The sequence below is a fragment of the Rhizobium sp. 10PS4 genome, assembly GCF_032464805.1.
Classification (GTDB): Bacteria; Pseudomonadota; Alphaproteobacteria; order Rhizobiales; family Rhizobiaceae; genus Rhizobium; species Rhizobium laguerreae.
Map to the genome: position 1 here is coordinate 440,753 of NZ_JAWDIW010000004.1, position 15,790 is coordinate 456,542.

Annotated in this window: 19 protein-coding genes and 1 pseudogene; 9 read left to right on the forward strand and 11 right to left on the reverse strand. The window is 60.8% G+C overall.

All coding sequences use genetic code 11. From position 1 onward, the window contains the following. From RWJ89_RS10270 to RWJ89_RS10285, 4 genes are all read right to left on the reverse strand, one after another. The gene (locus RWJ89_RS10270; protein WP_168281621.1) at positions 1 to 585 is read right to left on the reverse strand and encodes a BA14K family protein; all 585 of its coding nucleotides are present in this window, start codon (positions 583 to 585) and stop codon (positions 1 to 3) included. Next, positions 582 to 749 (reverse strand): hypothetical protein, encoded by a 168-nt coding sequence (locus RWJ89_RS10275; RefSeq protein ID WP_165503774.1) that lies wholly within the window; start codon positions 747 to 749, stop codon positions 582 to 584. Before RWJ89_RS10275 ends, RWJ89_RS10270 begins: the two co-directional genes overlap by 4 nt. A 50-nt stretch (positions 750 to 799) precedes the next feature. Then, positions 800 to 1,669, reverse strand: a complete 870-nt coding sequence (locus RWJ89_RS10280) for a DUF1236 domain-containing protein (RefSeq protein WP_316030890.1) — start codon at positions 1,667 to 1,669, stop codon at positions 800 to 802. A 116-nt stretch (positions 1,670 to 1,785) separates the two neighbouring features. Beyond that, positions 1,786 to 2,184 (reverse strand): DUF1236 domain-containing protein, encoded by a 399-nt coding sequence (locus tag RWJ89_RS10285; protein ID WP_025394179.1) that lies wholly within the window; start codon positions 2,182 to 2,184, stop codon positions 1,786 to 1,788. Between the two features lie 196 nt (positions 2,185 to 2,380). Between RWJ89_RS10285 and RWJ89_RS10290 the strand changes: the two genes are divergently transcribed. Continuing rightward, positions 2,381 to 2,647, forward strand: coding sequence for a hypothetical protein (locus RWJ89_RS10290; RefSeq protein WP_168281618.1), 267 nt, complete (start codon positions 2,381 to 2,383; stop codon positions 2,645 to 2,647). Positions 2,648 to 2,738: 91 nt separating this feature from the next. Here RWJ89_RS10290 and RWJ89_RS10295 read toward each other — a convergent pair whose 3' ends face one another. Next, complete coding sequence (locus tag RWJ89_RS10295) at positions 2,739 to 3,587, reverse strand: class I SAM-dependent methyltransferase (protein WP_316030891.1); 849 nt, start codon at positions 3,585 to 3,587, stop codon at positions 2,739 to 2,741. A gap of 163 nt (positions 3,588 to 3,750) precedes the next feature. Here RWJ89_RS10295 and RWJ89_RS10300 point away from each other — a divergent pair, with 163 nt between their 5' ends. The 3 genes from RWJ89_RS10300 (at position 3,751) to RWJ89_RS10310 (ending at position 6,004) form a co-directional block, all read left to right on the forward strand. After that, entirely contained in the window at positions 3,751 to 3,927 is a 177-nt protein-coding gene (locus RWJ89_RS10300; RefSeq protein ID WP_316030892.1) for a hypothetical protein, read from the forward strand. A 62-nt stretch (positions 3,928 to 3,989) separates the two neighbouring features. Beyond that, positions 3,990 to 5,378 (forward strand): sensor histidine kinase, encoded by a 1,389-nt coding sequence (locus tag RWJ89_RS10305; RefSeq protein ID WP_222061449.1) that lies wholly within the window; start codon positions 3,990 to 3,992, stop codon positions 5,376 to 5,378. Positions 5,379 to 5,380: 2 nt separating this feature from the next. Further along, the gene (locus RWJ89_RS10310; RefSeq protein ID WP_020049578.1) at positions 5,381 to 6,004 is read left to right on the forward strand and encodes a response regulator; all 624 of its coding nucleotides are present in this window, start codon (positions 5,381 to 5,383) and stop codon (positions 6,002 to 6,004) included. Between the two features lie 27 nt (positions 6,005 to 6,031). Here RWJ89_RS10310 and RWJ89_RS10315 read toward each other — a convergent pair whose 3' ends face one another. Beyond that, a complete protein-coding gene (locus RWJ89_RS10315; protein WP_168274277.1) occupies positions 6,032 to 6,526 on the reverse strand; it encodes a hypothetical protein in 495 nt (164 codons plus the stop codon). A 291-nt stretch (positions 6,527 to 6,817) separates the two neighbouring features. Here RWJ89_RS10315 and RWJ89_RS10320 point away from each other — a divergent pair, with 291 nt between their 5' ends. From RWJ89_RS10320 to RWJ89_RS10340, 5 genes are all read left to right on the forward strand, one after another. Beyond that, positions 6,818 to 7,315 (forward strand): hypothetical protein, encoded by a 498-nt coding sequence (locus RWJ89_RS10320; protein WP_025394173.1) that lies wholly within the window; start codon positions 6,818 to 6,820, stop codon positions 7,313 to 7,315. Positions 7,316 to 7,325: 10 nt separating this feature from the next. Beyond that, positions 7,326 to 7,727: a GFA family protein gene (locus tag RWJ89_RS10325; RefSeq protein WP_168344988.1), complete on the forward strand. Its 402-nt coding sequence runs from the start codon at positions 7,326 to 7,328 to the stop codon at positions 7,725 to 7,727. A gap of 36 nt (positions 7,728 to 7,763) precedes the next feature. Next, positions 7,764 to 8,558: an exodeoxyribonuclease III gene (gene xth / locus RWJ89_RS10330; RefSeq protein WP_168344989.1), complete on the forward strand. Its 795-nt coding sequence runs from the start codon at positions 7,764 to 7,766 to the stop codon at positions 8,556 to 8,558. A 75-nt stretch (positions 8,559 to 8,633) separates the two neighbouring features. Beyond that, positions 8,634 to 8,864 carry a hypothetical protein gene (locus RWJ89_RS10335; protein WP_077981258.1) on the forward strand — a complete coding sequence of 77 codons (231 nt, stop codon included), beginning with the start codon at positions 8,634 to 8,636 and terminating at the stop codon, positions 8,862 to 8,864. 5 nt (positions 8,865 to 8,869) lie between these two features. Next, complete coding sequence (locus RWJ89_RS10340) at positions 8,870 to 9,052, forward strand: hypothetical protein (RefSeq protein ID WP_131640303.1); 183 nt, start codon at positions 8,870 to 8,872, stop codon at positions 9,050 to 9,052. 31 nt (positions 9,053 to 9,083) lie between these two features. On the opposite strand, the gene RWJ89_RS10345 is transcribed toward RWJ89_RS10340, so the two are convergent. From RWJ89_RS10345 to RWJ89_RS10365, 5 genes and pseudogenes are all read right to left on the reverse strand, one after another. After that, positions 9,084 to 11,168, reverse strand: coding sequence for an FAD-dependent oxidoreductase (locus RWJ89_RS10345; protein WP_222061446.1), 2,085 nt, complete (start codon positions 11,166 to 11,168; stop codon positions 9,084 to 9,086). 6 nt (positions 11,169 to 11,174) lie between these two features. After that, a complete protein-coding gene (locus RWJ89_RS10350; protein WP_222061441.1) occupies positions 11,175 to 12,344 on the reverse strand; it encodes a Gfo/Idh/MocA family protein in 1,170 nt (389 codons plus the stop codon). A 24-nt stretch (positions 12,345 to 12,368) separates the two neighbouring features. Then, complete coding sequence (locus RWJ89_RS10355) at positions 12,369 to 14,024, reverse strand: GMC family oxidoreductase (protein ID WP_316029773.1); 1,656 nt, start codon at positions 14,022 to 14,024, stop codon at positions 12,369 to 12,371. A gap of 1 nt (position 14,025) precedes the next feature. Next, positions 14,026 to 15,570 carry a GMC oxidoreductase gene (locus RWJ89_RS10360; protein WP_132615159.1) on the reverse strand — a complete coding sequence of 515 codons (1,545 nt, stop codon included), beginning with the start codon at positions 15,568 to 15,570 and terminating at the stop codon, positions 14,026 to 14,028. Positions 15,571 to 15,585: 15 nt separating this feature from the next. Continuing rightward, positions 15,586 to 15,790, reverse strand: a pseudogene (locus RWJ89_RS10365) (sugar ABC transporter ATP-binding protein); the annotation flags it as partial.

The window sequence follows — 15,790 nt, forward strand, 5'->3', positions numbered from 1 at the left end:
TTAGTCGCTCGTTGCGACGAGATCTGAAGTGCCGCAGCTGCGCCTTGGTCCTTCCCATGGTTGATAAGTATTGTCCTCCGGACGATACGACCTGTAGCGAGCAGCGCACCGAGCCGCCGCCTGTGCATTCACCTTCGTGGCGACGCCCTCATCGGCTTCGGCGACGATCTTCTGGAATGGCGAAGAGCACTCGCGGATCCCGCCGCTATAGGATCGATAGCTATTGGTCGCAGGGTCGAAGGAACGGTAGCGTTGCGCGCACCAAGCAAGGTGCTCGGCAGAAAGCTTTGGCTGCGGTGTCTGGAGTTCGGCTGTTGACGGGCGATCGGAAACCGGCTTCGCCCTGGAGGTGGTGATAGCAGGCGCCTCGGTGACGTAGCTGGAGTAGAGAGGCGGAATTCGCTCGTATTGCTGCTGCCGGATATCGACTTTCACCGGTGCCGTCGTCCACAGATCGCGCGACGTCAGATCTTTAAAGGCATGAGGTTCCGAGTTCGCGACGACGTAGGACGCGACAGATGCGGCAGCCATGCAGGCCCCGACCGAGCTTAAGATCCCAAAGACGACGGATGCGATGGCTTTCATTGTCCTGACCCCTGCTGTTGAGCCTGCGGAACCCAGACGCGGCCGGCGGTGCTATCATGCCGGCCGCCGGTGGCGACAAGCACGGCGACAATGCCGGCGATTGCCAGCAGGATGGCGATCAGCGGCACGGCCAAACCTGCGGATTTCTCTTCGGAATAGATCACGTTCCCTCTCCTCGGCCCCGGCGGCGGCGGTCGCCGCCGGGCACCGGCCGTTATGCCGAGATGATGTAGACGATCGTGAATGCAGAGGGATCGACGATGACGATCCGGCCGTCCGCGAGGAGGAAGAAGCGGTAGGCCTTGTACTGCGGTACGATCTCCACGATCCGCGGCGGCAGCGGCTCGAGCCTGATCTTCTTCGGAATGGTCGTGCCGACCGAAACCGTGAAGTCCACCTCCCGAACCGGCTCGACGTGAACTTCTTTGACAACGGTACGGATTTCCGTCTGCTGCTCGACGGAGATGTTCACGTTGGTCGTGTTGTTCGTCTCGGTCTTCGTGGTTTTCTGAGTGCTGCTGTCGACGGATGTGTTGTTGGTCTTGCTGTTCGACTGGGTCTCAGTCGAGCCGCTGGAAGACTTCGCGTCGCCAGACTTCTGGGTCTCGCTGGAGCCGGTCGATGTGCCGGTGTTCTCGCTGCCGGCAGGCTTCTGGCTTTCCGTCGAGGACTGCCCCGACTTGGGAGACTTCGAAGCATCCGGGCTTCCGTCGGAGGTGTCCGTGCCTGCGGCACCGGAGCCGGTTTCGGTCGAGCTTCCGGACTGCGTCTTGGCACCGGGCTGAGTTGTCGTCTGACCCGAGGAGCCATCCGTGGAGGTTCCGGTCGACGCCCCCGACGAGTTTCCGTCGGAGCCGGAAGGTTGCTGCTGCGCATCCTGGCTACTCGATGCTCCTGCGCCACCCGAGGAGGTGGCGCCCCCCGCATCCGGTTGCTGGGTCGCACCACCGCTGGACTGGTTGTTTTGGGCAGCACCCTTCTTGGGAAGGATTGGTGCATCCTGCGCTGAGGCGGCCATGATACCGACCGGCGAAACGCCGATCGAGAGTGCCGTCATCAGCGCTGCGAGTGTCTTGGTCTTCATAACAATCTCTCTGCTTTTTTGGCCGCACGACGGCGCTTCCGTCTGTCGTGCGGCGCTTCTCAGGTTTTAAGATGATTTGCGGAGCAATGACGCGGCAGTGGCTGCGTCGCATCAGGTCACTTGATGACCTGGATCACCTTGCGGGACGACGGTTCGACGATGACACGTTCATCATTGACCACCGCATAAGCATAGGTCGGGTCATCCGGAATAGGCGTCACGACGACCGTCTCCGGCAGGGGCTGGCCGACGACAATCTTCTCCTTCACGACCACGCGCGCCGATGGTGCTGGAGCCTCGCGGACATAGGTGACGACCTTTTGCGGCGGCGGATCGATCGCCGTGCCAACAACGGCCCCGGCAACGCCACCGACAGCAGCACCGACGGGGCCACCGACGATCGCACCGGTAACCGCGCCACCCGCCGCACCATTAACGGTCGAGGACTGGGCGAATGCGACGCCCGACATGAGGCTCGCGGCAGTGGCCGCACCGACGATAAGCTTGGAGAGCATTTTCTCCTCCTTCTGTTTCGAGGCGGCCTTCGTGACCGCTGCAAAACCAACTAGCTGGAGGCAGGGTCGTTCCACGCCCCGGACCTCAGTCCGATGGCCTCGGCCTTTGGTCCTAAAACCCATTTCAATATCGGTCGCCGGCGCTAATTGCGGATCGAAGGCCCTGTCGTCGCGGGCATTGAGGAGACTGAAGGAGATGGCACGATCCAACCGTCGGGAGGCGGGACGCAGGCGCCTGGCGATGCGCCTGCCGCAGATGCGCAAGCTGATCATGGAAACCTGCGACCCGTGGCAGCTCGAGCTCTTCGAAGCCTACCAGATGGCCGTCGAAGCGCGTGACGCAGTTCGACGGCATCGGTTCAATTCGAACCTGGTGCGGGAATATGACGAGACCTGCTCGGAGATAGAACGGCACGTCATCCGAGCCATGCGCGAGCCTTCCTACGCGCAACGCACAAGCTGACCGCGGTGAGCCGTCATATCTCGGTGGGCAGGAACTTTTGGACATTCAAATATGGAGGAACCGCATGATTGCCGCCGTACGCTGACGAGAATTATGACACACGGCCGACGACAACCAATGCACTCATGCCGCCGCACGGATGCACTCCGTGGCGCGATTCCAGTTGCTCGGCCACTTCATCGACGATTTCCAAAATGCGCCCCGGTGCCCGCTTTTCGATCTCTCCTCTGAGCGGAGAGCCTTGACAGAAGGCTGCAGCGACATCGTGCGCGGCCGCGACGGAGGTCAACTCGATCCGCTCGCAGGAAACCGAATCAAATCCAGCCGAAGACATCTGTGTCTTGATCGTATGAGGGTCGAAATAGGAATATGGCAGGCGACTTAGAAAGTCCGGCGGGTCGGACCGAAAGAGGCCTGCCAGGCATTCGTCCACATATCTCGCGAAGTCGTTAGCAGAAAGCGAATCCCAGGTCGCAAACAGGAAACGACCGCCGCTCCGCAACACTCTTGCAGCTTCGCCATAGGCCTTCAGCTTATCCGGAAAGAACATCACCCCGAACTGGCAGACGACGAGATCGAACATCGAGGGCGCGAAGGGGAGATTTTGCGCGTCGGCGTGCATCCAGTGTGTCCGCGACATCGTCAACGATGGTGCGCCGACGTCGATCATCGGCTGGCTGAGGTCGGTGGCAACGAGTTCCGTTGCATGATCGAGTGTCGCCCGCAAAGCGCGTGTCAAAGCGCCGGTCCCCGCAGCAACCTCGAGAACGCTGCCCGGTTTCAACCGTTCGGCGACGATCGCCAGCTCCGACGCATAGGGTTCGAAGAGGATCGGGACGAGAAGGGTGTCGTAAAGGTTGGCAACGCCTTCCTCGAACGGCGCGAGAGAAGAGGCAGATGCTTCATAGGCGTTGCTTTCGATATCTATGGAAATCGTCACGTACAAGCCTCCAAACCTTGGTCTGTCGATCGTGAAATATGACTGAATCCGTTGATGTCTATGGGCGTCAGACCTTGGTCCCAGCCCTGTCGGACCGAAGTCCCTGGAGTGGAACGCGCGTCGGACTCGCGCCGTTTCGAACGATAGCGAAGGAGATCCGAACATGAATCAGAGTCATAGATCCCGAGTGAATGACGCCTGTAACGCGTCCGTCTTCGCACTTGTTATCGTTCTGGCCGCCCTTCTCTACTTCTTCGGCGCAGCCATGTCCGGCGATACCGTGGGGTTGACCCAGAGCATAAGAGGCGCCGAGGTGTTCGACACGAGGAATTTGCCCTGACGCTGTTTGGAAAACTCTGAAGACGCGGTAGGTTCATCGGCAAGTCTATTATCGGTATCAAAATGAATTGGCTTCGCCGCTGGAATGCCCGCTCACTCGCCTCCCAGTTCTTCATCGCGGGTGGGCTCATTTCGATTGCCGCCATGTTCGTGGTGGGCTTTTTCGTGAGCCACCTCATAGAGGAGACCGTCATCCACAATTCGGGCGCGGCGACAGCGCTTTATGTGGACAGCGTGATCGCGCCGCTCCTTCCCGATATGCAAACCGAGTCATTGCTTGATGAAGCGAGTGCTCAGGCTCTGGATGAGACGCTCGGTCAGGGTGCACTCGGCAAACGCCTTGTTTCGTTCAAGCTGTGGCGGAGCGACGGCACCATCCTCTATTCGAACGAGAAGGAGCTGGTGGGCAGGAAGTTTGCGGTCAGCGACAAGCTGCAGAGGGCATTCGCAGGGTCTCTCGTCGCGCGTTATGAAATCGCCAACGATCCGGAAAGCGACACAGAGCGCGCACTCGGCAAGCCGCTGATGGAGATCTATAACCCGGTGCTTCAGCCGTGGTCCGGACAGGCGGTCGCCGTTCTTGAGTTCTACGAGACAGCCGAAGGCCTGGGCGATAGTCTGGCGCGTGCAAGGCTCCGGAGCTGGGGCGCCGTCGCCGCCCTCACGGCGACCTTTTTCCTTGTTCTCTCCGTTCTGGTGTTCCGGGGTAGCCGCACGATCGAGGCGCAGCGCAAGGATCTCAAAGACCGGGTCACCGAACTCTCTGCGCTGCTGGCGGAAAACCGCGGACTTCAGCGGCGCCTGCAGCGCGCCTCCCAGCGTGCGGCGGCGCTGAACGAAACATATCTGCGCAGCATCGGTGCCGATCTGCATGACGGTCCGGCCCAGCACATCGCCTATGCCTCATTGCGCCTGGACAGCGACGTGTTGATCAATGCGTCCACCCAGCCCGAAGCGCGTGAGAAGGAGCTTGCCTGGATACGCTCGAGCCTTGCCGAAGCGATGACGGAGATCCGCAATATCTGCAGAGGCCTGGTGCTTCCACACATCGAAAAATCCTCGATCACCGAGATCGTCACGCGGGTCGTCGAAGCGCATCAACACAAGACCGAAACACCTGTCGAAACTGTTATCGACGAGGACGGACCGGAACTTCCTCCAGCCGTGAAGATCTGTATCTATCGCTTCGTTCAGGAAGCCTTGAACAACGCCTATCGCCACGGCGGCGGCGTTCAGCAGGCTGTCAGAGCCGTCTCGCACAAGGGTCATGTCCGTGTCGAGGTCAGCGATCACGGCGACGGCTTCGATCCGACCGAGGTGAGGCCAACGAGCCTCGGCCTCGTGGGTTTGCGCGAGCGCGTCGACAGCCTGGGAGGTTCCTTCGACATCAAGACAGGCGAAGGAGGAACGACCGTGACCATGATCTTTGAGCCAATGGAAGTGGGAGAGTAGGAATGACATCAATCACCATCGGCGTCGTGGATGATCATCCGCTTTTTCGCGAGGGTGTAACGCGCAGCCTATCCGAAATCAGCGGCTTTATCGTCGTTGGCGAGGGGGCCAGCAGCGATGATGCGGCGATGATCGCTTCGGACAACCGCCCCGACATCATGCTCCTCGATGTCTCGATGCCCGGCGGCGGGCTTTCTGCGATCAGTGACGTCCTTGCGCGGAGCCCCGCAACGAAAGTGCTGATGTTGACGGTATCCGAGGAGGTGGACACCTTACTGGGAGCTCTGCAACGGGGCGCGATGGGCTATGTTCTGAAAGGTGTTGGTTCACGTGGCCTCGCCGAAGCAATCCAAACCGTCCTGCGTGGCTCGCGATATATATCGCCGACGATGTCGGCGAAAGTCATGGAAAATTCCTTGAATGGCGGAACCTCCGACAAAAGCAGCCTGACGCCACGGGAACGCGAGGTGATGGATCTTGTCGCTCAAGGCCTGTCAAACAAGCATATCGGCTTGCGTCTCAACCTGCAGGAAAAGACTGTGAAACACCATATGACCCAAATCCTGAGCAAGCTCGGCGCCTCAAACCGGACCGAAGCGGCTCTACAGTGGCGCGAACGGCGCTGAGACGGATTATCACCCGCCTATCATGCGTCAGCGAAGAAAGCGGCTCATCCGGCGGGTATCGTTTGCCGTTGCTTGTCGACTGATGATCGTCCGGCCCTTCGAGTCCTTCATAATGTAGCGACCGCGTTGCAGGGTTTCAGTGATGCCGTTCGAATGACGGACGTCGATGGAGCCATCGGACGCCGCTGTCGCTCTCGCGCCCGATCTTGCTGACGATCCTGTGCTAGAGGAAGACGATCTTCCACCACCGGCGGAATTTCCACCATTGCCGTTTCCCGAACCGCTATTGCCGTTGCCGCTGCCGCCACCATTGCCATTCCCTCCCCCGTTGCCATTGCCATTACCGCCGCCGTTGCCATTCCCTCCACCATTACCGTTGTTGCCGTCCTTTGCCTGCGCAAAGTCCGCCGCCAGAACAGGAAGGGAACCGCCGAAATTCAAACTGACTGGTGATGCAGCAGCGATGAGAGCGACGGCCGCACTGCCGCCCAGCCTCAGAAAATCGCGTTTCCGGATACTCATGCCATAGCCTCATTCGTCCGTTCGTTGCCGCTTCCCATGCAATACGACGTATGAGACTTTTCGCTGTTCCGAGTAAAGAATGCAACCGACCTAGGTAGTAGGTGCGGCAAGACTTTGGTCCGCCGCTCGCCGATTGTAATGCTTGTTATCGGAAAAATGTCGCATGGTGGCACCTCAAGCGCACCTCTGCGAGGGGCTGTTCGTGCATCGCTGTTAAGCGCCGAAGCATTCTATGGAACTTCTCCGCTTTTCGCCGCTTTGTTTGTTCAAGGTGCAACAGAGGAAACTTCCATGGCAAACCCGAACGAATCCCCCGCAGTCCAGTCCATGCGAAAAGAACAGGCAGAGCAGCGGAAGCAGGCGCGAAAAGGCGAACTCGACAAAGCAATTGAGGATACTTTTCCTGCGTCCGACCCGGTGTCTGCCACTCACACTTCTATTCCCGCCGGACGCAGCGACGTCGAAGCGGCTGAGCGTGTGAAGCGGGAGCCGGATCCCGCTAGACTGGACGAGCAATATCCATTTGTCGATCAAGCTCTGAACTCGACGGGCGACACTGCCCGCTCCTCCGACGCCTCCGGCGTCGATCGCCAAGGAATGCGATCTCTTCAGAGAGAAGCAAGCCGCGTCGCTGAGTCCGCATCGGAACTGGCGTCCGGATCGGCTCGCCTGGCAAAGGCCGAAGCCCGCACATTCGTCCATGATCTCGAGGATCGCATACGCCGGCAGCCGCTGACGGCCGCGGCGATCGTGGCCGGTATCGCCTTCGTCTTTGGCGCGACGCGTTGAGGAGCCAGCCATGGCAGCGCGATGGACCGGCGGCTGTCTTTGCGGATCCTGCCGGTACGAATTCGCCGGTGATCCGCCGCATTCGGGTTACTGCCACTGTGACATGTGCAAGAAGGCGACCGGAGGCCCTTTCGCGGTCCTGGTCCAGGCGAGGATCGACGACCTTGCCTGGACGGCCGGTACGCCCAAATCGTACCGATCGTCGCCGATCGCCACGCGCGGCTTCTGCGGCAAGTGCGGAACACCACTCTATCTTCAGTACGATGGCGACGAACTGATCCGGGTGACCGTCGGCTCGCTCGACCGCCCGGAGAAAATCAACCCGGCGGGACACTATGGTGTGGAGAGCCGCCTAAAATGGGCCGATTGCGGACGGGGACTCCCTGAGGAGGACACTCAGGAGCGCTTTTAGATCTTGCCCGGCATCGCCCGGGCTTCCGGGGGGCTCATGAAAATCGCAACCTACAATGTCAACGGCATCAACGGGCGGCTGGAAATCCTGCTGCGCTGGCTCAAGGAGGACGCCCCTGATGTGGTCTGCCTCCAGGAACTGAAGACAGACGATGCCAGGTTTCCGCGAAAGGAGATCGAACAGGCCGGCTACGGCGCCATCTGGCACGGACAGAGATCCTGGAACGGGGTGGCCATCCTGGCGAAGGGTAAGACACCGATACTGACGCGTCGCGGTCTTCCTGGTGATCCTGACGATACCCACAGCCGGTATGTCGAAGCTGCCGTCGACGGCATCCTGATCGGATGCCTGTATCTTCCCAACGGCAATCCGTTTCCGGGCGCAAAGTTCGATTACAAGCTGCGCTGGTTCCGCCGTCTGCAGGAGTACGCCGCCGAACTCCTGGAGCTCGATGTACCTTCGATTCTGGCCGGCGATTTCAACGTCATGCCGACGGAGATCGACGTCTACAAGCCTGAGCGCTGGCTGGACGACGCCCTCTTCAGGCCGGAAGTGCGCAAAGCCTATGCTCATCTCGTCGCTCAGGGCTGGACCGATGCCGTCAGACATCTGCATCCGGGAGAGCACATCTACACCTTCTGGAAATACTGGCGGAACAGCTTCGAACGGGATGCAGGGCTTCGGATCGACCACTTCCTGCTCAGTCCGGCAGTCGCGCCGTTGCTTCGATCGGCAACCGTCAGGAGAAAGCCCCGCAGCTGGGCGCATACGAGCGACCACGCGCCCGTCATGATCGAGCTCGACTTTTCCGCAGCTGGAGCAGATCTGTAAGCCGCGATGTCGATCTCAGAGGAACCAGGGAACCTGCAATGTCGGTCGGAGTTAGCTGGTAAAGGAGATTGTCCAATGCCTACGAATTCCATCCCCAATTCCGCAAAGCTTCCGCCGAAGTCACTGAATGAGGACACTCAGGACGACGAATTGCCCGAGGCCAATGTCGATGACCAGCGTAAGCCGCCAATCAGCATGGGCAGCAGCCGCGAGGCGGGCGACGGTGTCACCGATACCGATCCGGAAACAGGCCGCGCCGACCGGAAGGACCGCATCCCTGCCCCGCAATTCTCCAACCGGAAGTAACCGCTATGGGCGAAAGCAAGAACTACCTGAACACCGACGAAATCCAGGCCGACGACCAGTTGTCGCCGAAGCCGGTCGAAGGAAAGGACCCGCCGCGGAACGTGCGCAAAAGCGAGGAAGCCGTCGCCGAAGGTTCTGACGAGACCGAACGCATCCGTGTTCCGCCGCCGGTGCCGAATCCCGATTGATCAACACACGCCGCGAGGGCGATGCGGAGCCTTATCCATCCGTGCCGCGGTCGTAGATACGGCCGGTCAACCAGGCCGGCCAGTCCCGCTCGAAGAAGGATCTGGCGCTCTCGTCAAAGCTGCGGTTCGGACGTGTGGAAAGCGTGATCTCATTGCCATCGAGCCGCACGATAATCTGCTGTTCCCGGTGCGCTTGGCGTTCCTTTCGGAAGCGATAGTCCTGTAACGGCCCTGAGTTCGCCAGCGGAAGAGATTCGCCCTCCGCATGGCATATCGCGCGCGCGCCACGGCTGCCGCCGCCGTTGCGAATGAAGAAATCAAGCGCGCTGAGCACGGCTTCCGAAGCAAGCGCCATATGCCGCCATTGCACGCCGCGAACCGCCTCCGCTGCTCGACCGTAGGCGACGCCGTTAGCGCGAATTTCAGCATTCAGCTTGCGTGCTTCAATCAGGGCACCGCTGACACTTTCCTGATCGCAGAGGATGCCGGCCTTGTCGCTCATTCGTGCCTGCACTTGCGAACGGATCGATTTGACGGTGAGCGGGCTCTCGGTCCGAAGGACGGCAAGGAGGTCGGCGATACCTGCCTCTGCTGTACCGGTTATGTCCCCCGTGGGGTACCGCTTTGCCCTGCAGGTCGCGCTGATGTGCTCTGCCGCGCGGGTACCGAAGACCTGCCCGGCATTGAGCGCTGCTCCACCCGGCCTCGTCACGCCGTGTGTGCCCGCTGCCTCTCCGACCGCGTAACAGCCGCCGAGACTGCTGCGGCCCCAGGTGTCGACCATGATGCCGCCGTTCATGTGCTGGTTGCTGACGGCGAATTCCAGCGGCTCCTCGGCAATGTCGATCTTGTAGCGGCGATAGAGTTCGATCGCGAGCGGGTTCATATGCTTCAATCGATCGATCGGCATGTCCTGGTCGGCGCCGGCCTTGCCGAGATAGTCGCGGACGTCTTCATCCAGTCTTTCCAGGCTGAACGGCAGGTCGCCCGGCACGGATAGGGGATTGCGATTCAAGTCCATGAAGACGCGCCGCCCTGCGGCGGTTTCGCGGGAGATGGCAAGGTCGACCAGGCTTGAGCCGAAGTCGAGCATGCGCGTCGCGTGAAATGGCCATTGATAGCCCTTGCGGAAGACGTTCGACGCCAGCTCCTGCGTGCTGCGGTAGTATTCTGCCAGGAAATGGCGTTCGGCGCCGTCTGAATCGAGCGAGTAGATATGCGGGATCGCCTGGACATAGGTGCCGGACAGGTTCCAGGGGAACCCTTCTCTGCGTGTTCCGATGCCAAACTGGCTTTCGGTCAGGTTGACGAGTTCGACGCCTGCCTCGAGCGCCAATCCGAGAGAGCCGAAGCAACCGTTGGGATATACGCTGTCGCGATAGAGTTCGCCCGGGCCGCCGGCGGCGAGCACGATCACGCCGGTGACGAACAGCGCGATGCCCAGCGGGTTCTCCTCCGTACGGTCGGTAGCGCGCATAGCGAGAATGCCGACGACGTGGCGGTCAGCGCCAGCGCCCTCGGTGAGGATCTTTACCGCGGTGGTCTGGTTGTAAAACGGCACTCCGAGCCGGATCGCCTCCTCGGCCAACACCTTAACCATCAGGCGCGAGGTGCGCGGGCCACAACTGGTGGCGCGGCCGACCTCGTCATGGTCGGTCTGATATCTGAGCGTCCCGCCAAGCGGATCCTGCGGCAGCGGCAGACCTAAGAACTGGAGCGATGCCATCATCCGTGAAGAGCCTACCGCCTCGACATAGGCCGTGTCCTCGTCCATGGCGCCGCCGCTGCGGATGGCGCGCGCCATTGCGTTGTAATTGTCGCCCTGATCGGCCGTATTTGCCGTGTGCAGGGTCTGCTTGTCCGATCCAGAACAGGCCGAGGTTCCACCCCACGCGCTTTGGCTGACAACGACGACGTCGTCGCCGCGCCGCTTCATTTCCACCGCCGCACGCAGACCTGCCGCGCCGGATCCGACGACGACGCAACCGGCTCGATAGATCGGCGCCTCGACGCCGGCGAGCCGGACCACGTCCGAAGGTCCGGGCTCGGTTGGGAGCCGCGGCATGTCGACATCGGTCAGTGCGTCAAGAATTTCCTGCGGAACGTCTATGGTCATCGGCGTTCAACCCAGCGGGATGTCGACCCAGCGCCTTTGCCGGGAGGACTCCATGCATGCGTCGACAATCTGGCAGATGTGATGACCTGTATCGAATGTCGGCCACATCGGCCTGTTTGCAACGATCGAGCGGATCACCTCGGCCACCTCGATGATCTTGCTTTCATTGTAGCCCAGGCCGAAATTCGGCAGAGGAAGGAAGGCCCGGAAGGTGGGGTTCTCAGGACCCACGTCGATCTCGCGAAAGCCGCGCCGCCCCGTCCGGTCTTCGTTGGAGTAGAAGCGCAGCCGGTTTATCTCGTCATAGGTATAGGCGATGCTGCCTTTCGTTCCATAAATTTCGTAGGTCTGCATGAACTTGCGGCCGGTCGCGACACGGCTGAAATCGACGACCCCGCCGGCGCCGTTCTCGAACCGGCACAGCAGATTGGTTGCATCAGGATTGGTAATATCAGCCCAGGTCTCATTGCCTGTCAGTTTCACCTGCTCGCCATAGGCAAGGCCCTCAACGACAGGCCGGCGCGGCGTCACAATGAGATTGTCGGCGATCAGGGAACTGACGCGGCCGACCAGGAAATCCATGAAGCTGAAGATGTGCGAGCCGGTATCACCGACGATCCCGGTCGGTGCAAGCTTTCCATCGGCGCGCCACATGAAGGGCGCGCTCGGATCGCCATACATGTCGACGTGCTGGCAGCCGCGGAACAGCTTGATCTCGCCGATTTCGCCGGATTGAATGATGTCTTTCGCCAGATCATGGACGGGATTTCGAGGAAAGGCGTGTCCGACGCGGGTAATGACACCCTTCGCCCGGGCGATGTCGGCCAGTTCCCGCGCCTCGGCGGCGGTGTTTGCCAATGGCTTCTCGCAATAGACATGTTTGTCGGCCAGCAAGGCCGCCTTGGCCACCTGATAGTGAAGGTGGTCAGGCAGGCAGATATCGATCAGATCGACATCCGGATCAGCGACCGCGAGATTCCAATCCTGAAGAATTCTTGCACCCGGCGCCCTGTGGGAAAGATCCCCGCCTGCCTTCGAGGGGCCTTCGACGAGAGCGACGATCCGTGCCGTTCCGTCCGACACTCCGAAGAAGTGCGGAAAGGTCTGATAGGCCATCGTGTGGACCTTTCCCATCCAGCCCGAGGCGCCAAGCACTGCAACTCTGACTTCAGACATTGTCGTCTCTCCTCTCGATATGGCTTACCGGATTTCGACGCGGGCCCGAGGCCTCGCATCGTTACGTTCGTAGGCGAAGATGGTGGGGGAAAGTGCCGGCAAGCCCCGAATGAGGTCCGAGCCTTTTTCGCCGACCATGATCGTCGGCGCGTTGGTATTGCATGACGGCACGCGCGGCATGACGGATGAGTCGCAGACCCTGAGGCCTTCCAAGCCATGGACTTTGAGATCAAGCCCGACAACCGCGTCGGGTCCTCTCCCCATCTTGCAGGTGCCGACCGGATGATGGTCGGTCTTTGCGTTGGCGCAGCCGTAGTCGAAAAGCTGTTCGTCGGTCATGATCTTCGGTCCGGGTAGCCTTTCGGCCATGACATAGGGCTTCAGCGCCGCCTGCTGCATGATCTCGCGAGCGAGCTTCAGCCCTTCCAGGGACATCGTCCTGTCGTGGGGATCGGACCAGTAGTTGGGGTCGATCAATGGAGCGGCAGCTGGGTCCGAGGATGACAGACGTACCGTGCCCCGCGAGCGCGGATGCAGATAGGCGGAGTTAAGCGTCACGCCCGCATTCTTGAGCCGTTCGACGCCGGCTTCGATGCCCGAACCCAGGCCGAGGTGAAACTGGATATCAGGAGAACGGGCTTCAGGATCGGCATACCAGAAGCCGCCGGTCTCGAAGAGCGACGAGGCGACAGGACCGGTGCGGAACAGGACATATTGGATGCCGGCCCAAAGTGTCCGGTGGAACTTTGCGACGCCATCATAAGTGTGATCGCCCGTGCATTCGGCAATGACGAAAAGATCCAGGTGATCCTGGAGGTTGCCGCCGACACCCGGCAGATCGTGGAGCACCTTGACGCCCACCGACTTGAGATAGTCGGCCGGTCCTATGCCGGACTGCAAAAGCAGCTTCGGTGATCCGATGGCGCCGGAGGAAACCAATACTTCGCGGTCGGCGCGCACGATCTCCTGGCCGTGCGAGGTCACGATCTCGACGCCTGTCGCACGGGCTCCCTCCACGATAATACGCGCGACGCGCGTGCCCGTCCTCACCGTCAGGTTCTTCCGGTCCTTGATCGGCGAGAGATACGCGAGCGATGCCGACGACCGGCGACGGTTGCGCTGCGTCAGCTGATAAAATCCCACGCCTGCCTGTTGGCGTCCGTTGAAGTCGTGATTGTAGGGAATGCCGAGCTCCTGCCCTGCACGGATATAGGCGTCGCAGATCGGCAGCGGCGCAGCCGGCATCGAGACGCCGAGCGGACCGCCATAGGAGTGGTAGTCGTCGGCGAAGCGCTGGTTGTCTTCCGCACGTTTGAAATAGGGAAGGATCGAACGATAGTCCCAGCCCTCGCAGCCGTCTTCACGAGCCCAGAGGTCATAATCCACCGCGTTTCCACGCGTGTAGAGCTGTGCGTTGATGGACGAGCCGCCACCAATGACTTTCGCCTGCGTATAACGAAGCACGCGGCCTTTCATGTGTTTCTGGGGAACGGTTTCCCATCCCCAGCTGGCGACGCCTTTGGTCATCTTGGCGAAGCCCGCGGGCATGTGAAAAAGCGGATTCCAGTCGCCTCCACCCGCCTCGAGCAGGAGGATGTTGACATCTGGATCTTCGCTCAGCCGATTTGCAAGCACGCATCCTGCAGGGCCGGCGCCGGTGATGATATAGTCGAAACTCATCTTACTGTCCTATTTTGTCCGTTCGGTCTGCCAGCGCGTCTCGTGCCTGCAAGTCCTTCGACGCGATGTGATCTGCCACTCTCAGTGCCTGGGCGGCGATAGTAAGCGCAGGATTCACAGCGGCCGATGTGGGGAGGAAACTGGCGTCGAGGACGAAGAGATTTTCGTGATCATAAGACCGGCAATAGGCGTCGAGCGGCGCGGCCGCGGGATCGTTTCCGATGCGGATCGTTCCGCACTGATGGGAGGGCGTGCGCTTGTCGAAGGGCCTCGCCAGCACGATCGGAAACCCGATCGACTTCAGGATTGCCTTCAGCCTGGCGACAAGCGCGAGATGAGCGTCCCAGTTGGTTCGTTGCCATTGGAGAATAATCCGATCTCCATCCACCATGACCCGGCTTTCGGGATTAGGAACGTCCTCGCTCATCGCATAGAAGTCGATGGCATGGCCGGTGATGAAGCGCAGGAGCCATTCCGGAGCCTGGGGCAGAGAGCCCTTGAGAACCTTTTCAGAGATGCGACCGAGGAGTTGCACGTTGCCGAGGGGCGGCCCTCCCTCCCCGTCGGAGAGATAGAAATCGTTGAAGGCAAAAGTCTTCTGGTAGATGGAGGTGTTCCTGAACCGCGGCGAGACCCCGATGACCGCGGAGGCATTGTGGTTCATGAAGTTGCGGCCCACTTGGTCGGAAGAATTCGCCAGACCCTTTGGGAAGCGGTCGTTTTTCGAGCGCAGCAAAAGAACGGACGATTGCACTGCGCCGGCAGCAAGGATCACGATCTCAGGTGAAACAGTCAGCGTCTCCCCGTTCTTGACATAGGTCACCCGGTCGATCCGGCTCCCCGCTCCCGTGTCAAGCCTCGTCACGCGCGCATTGGTTTCGAGCCGGACGTTCTCGTGGCTCAGCGCCACTGAAAGGGCTGCGGTCTCGGCGTCCATCTTGCCGTCGCGGGCGTTGGGGTGCGCATCCCACGGCGTGCGTGCTTTGGAGAGCCAGGCGTCAAGATCGAGGCCGAGCGGTAGAGAAAACGGATGCAGGCCTTTCCGCTTGAGACGCGCCCTGATATCGGCAATCGGCGCCTCGTCCGGGACGGGCGGGTACTCGTAGGCAGCCGAGTGGTGCGGTTCTGTGGGGTCTTCGCCAAGGCTGCCGCGGACCTGATACATGCGTTCGGCCTGGCAGTACCACGGCTCTAAGGCTTCATACGGAAACGGCCATGCCGGCGACACGCCCTCCCGGTGCTGGATGACGTCGAAATCTTGCTTGCGATAACGTGACAACACGGCGCCGTAGAACTTCGAATTCCCGCCGACATTGTAGTAGTTGCCGGGATTGAACCCCTTGCCGCTTGCCTCGTACCAGGTTTCCTTCGGTCGAAAATGTCCCCGCTGGAAGATCGCGCGCTGGTCGCGGTTGACCGGAAGGTCGGCGATCTGATCACCGGCTTCGAGGATCAATATCTGCGCACCGATCACGGCCAGGCCGGCCGCGACCGTGGCGCCGCCGACGCCTGAGCCGATGATGACGATGTCAGGTGAACCGCTCATGTTAGCACCTGGCCCTCACGCGATCCGCGCCTGTGTTTCGGGATCGAAGAACACGGCCTTATCGAGATTGAAGGCGAGGCGGGTGTTTTGTCCTGGCGCGATGCCGGTATCGGCGCGCAGGCGGGCGACGACGGATTTGCCGCCGAGCTTGGTGACGGCGAAGGTGTCGGAGCCGGCCGGTTCGACCACCTCGATCAGGCAGTCGCCCTCGGTCAGCGAG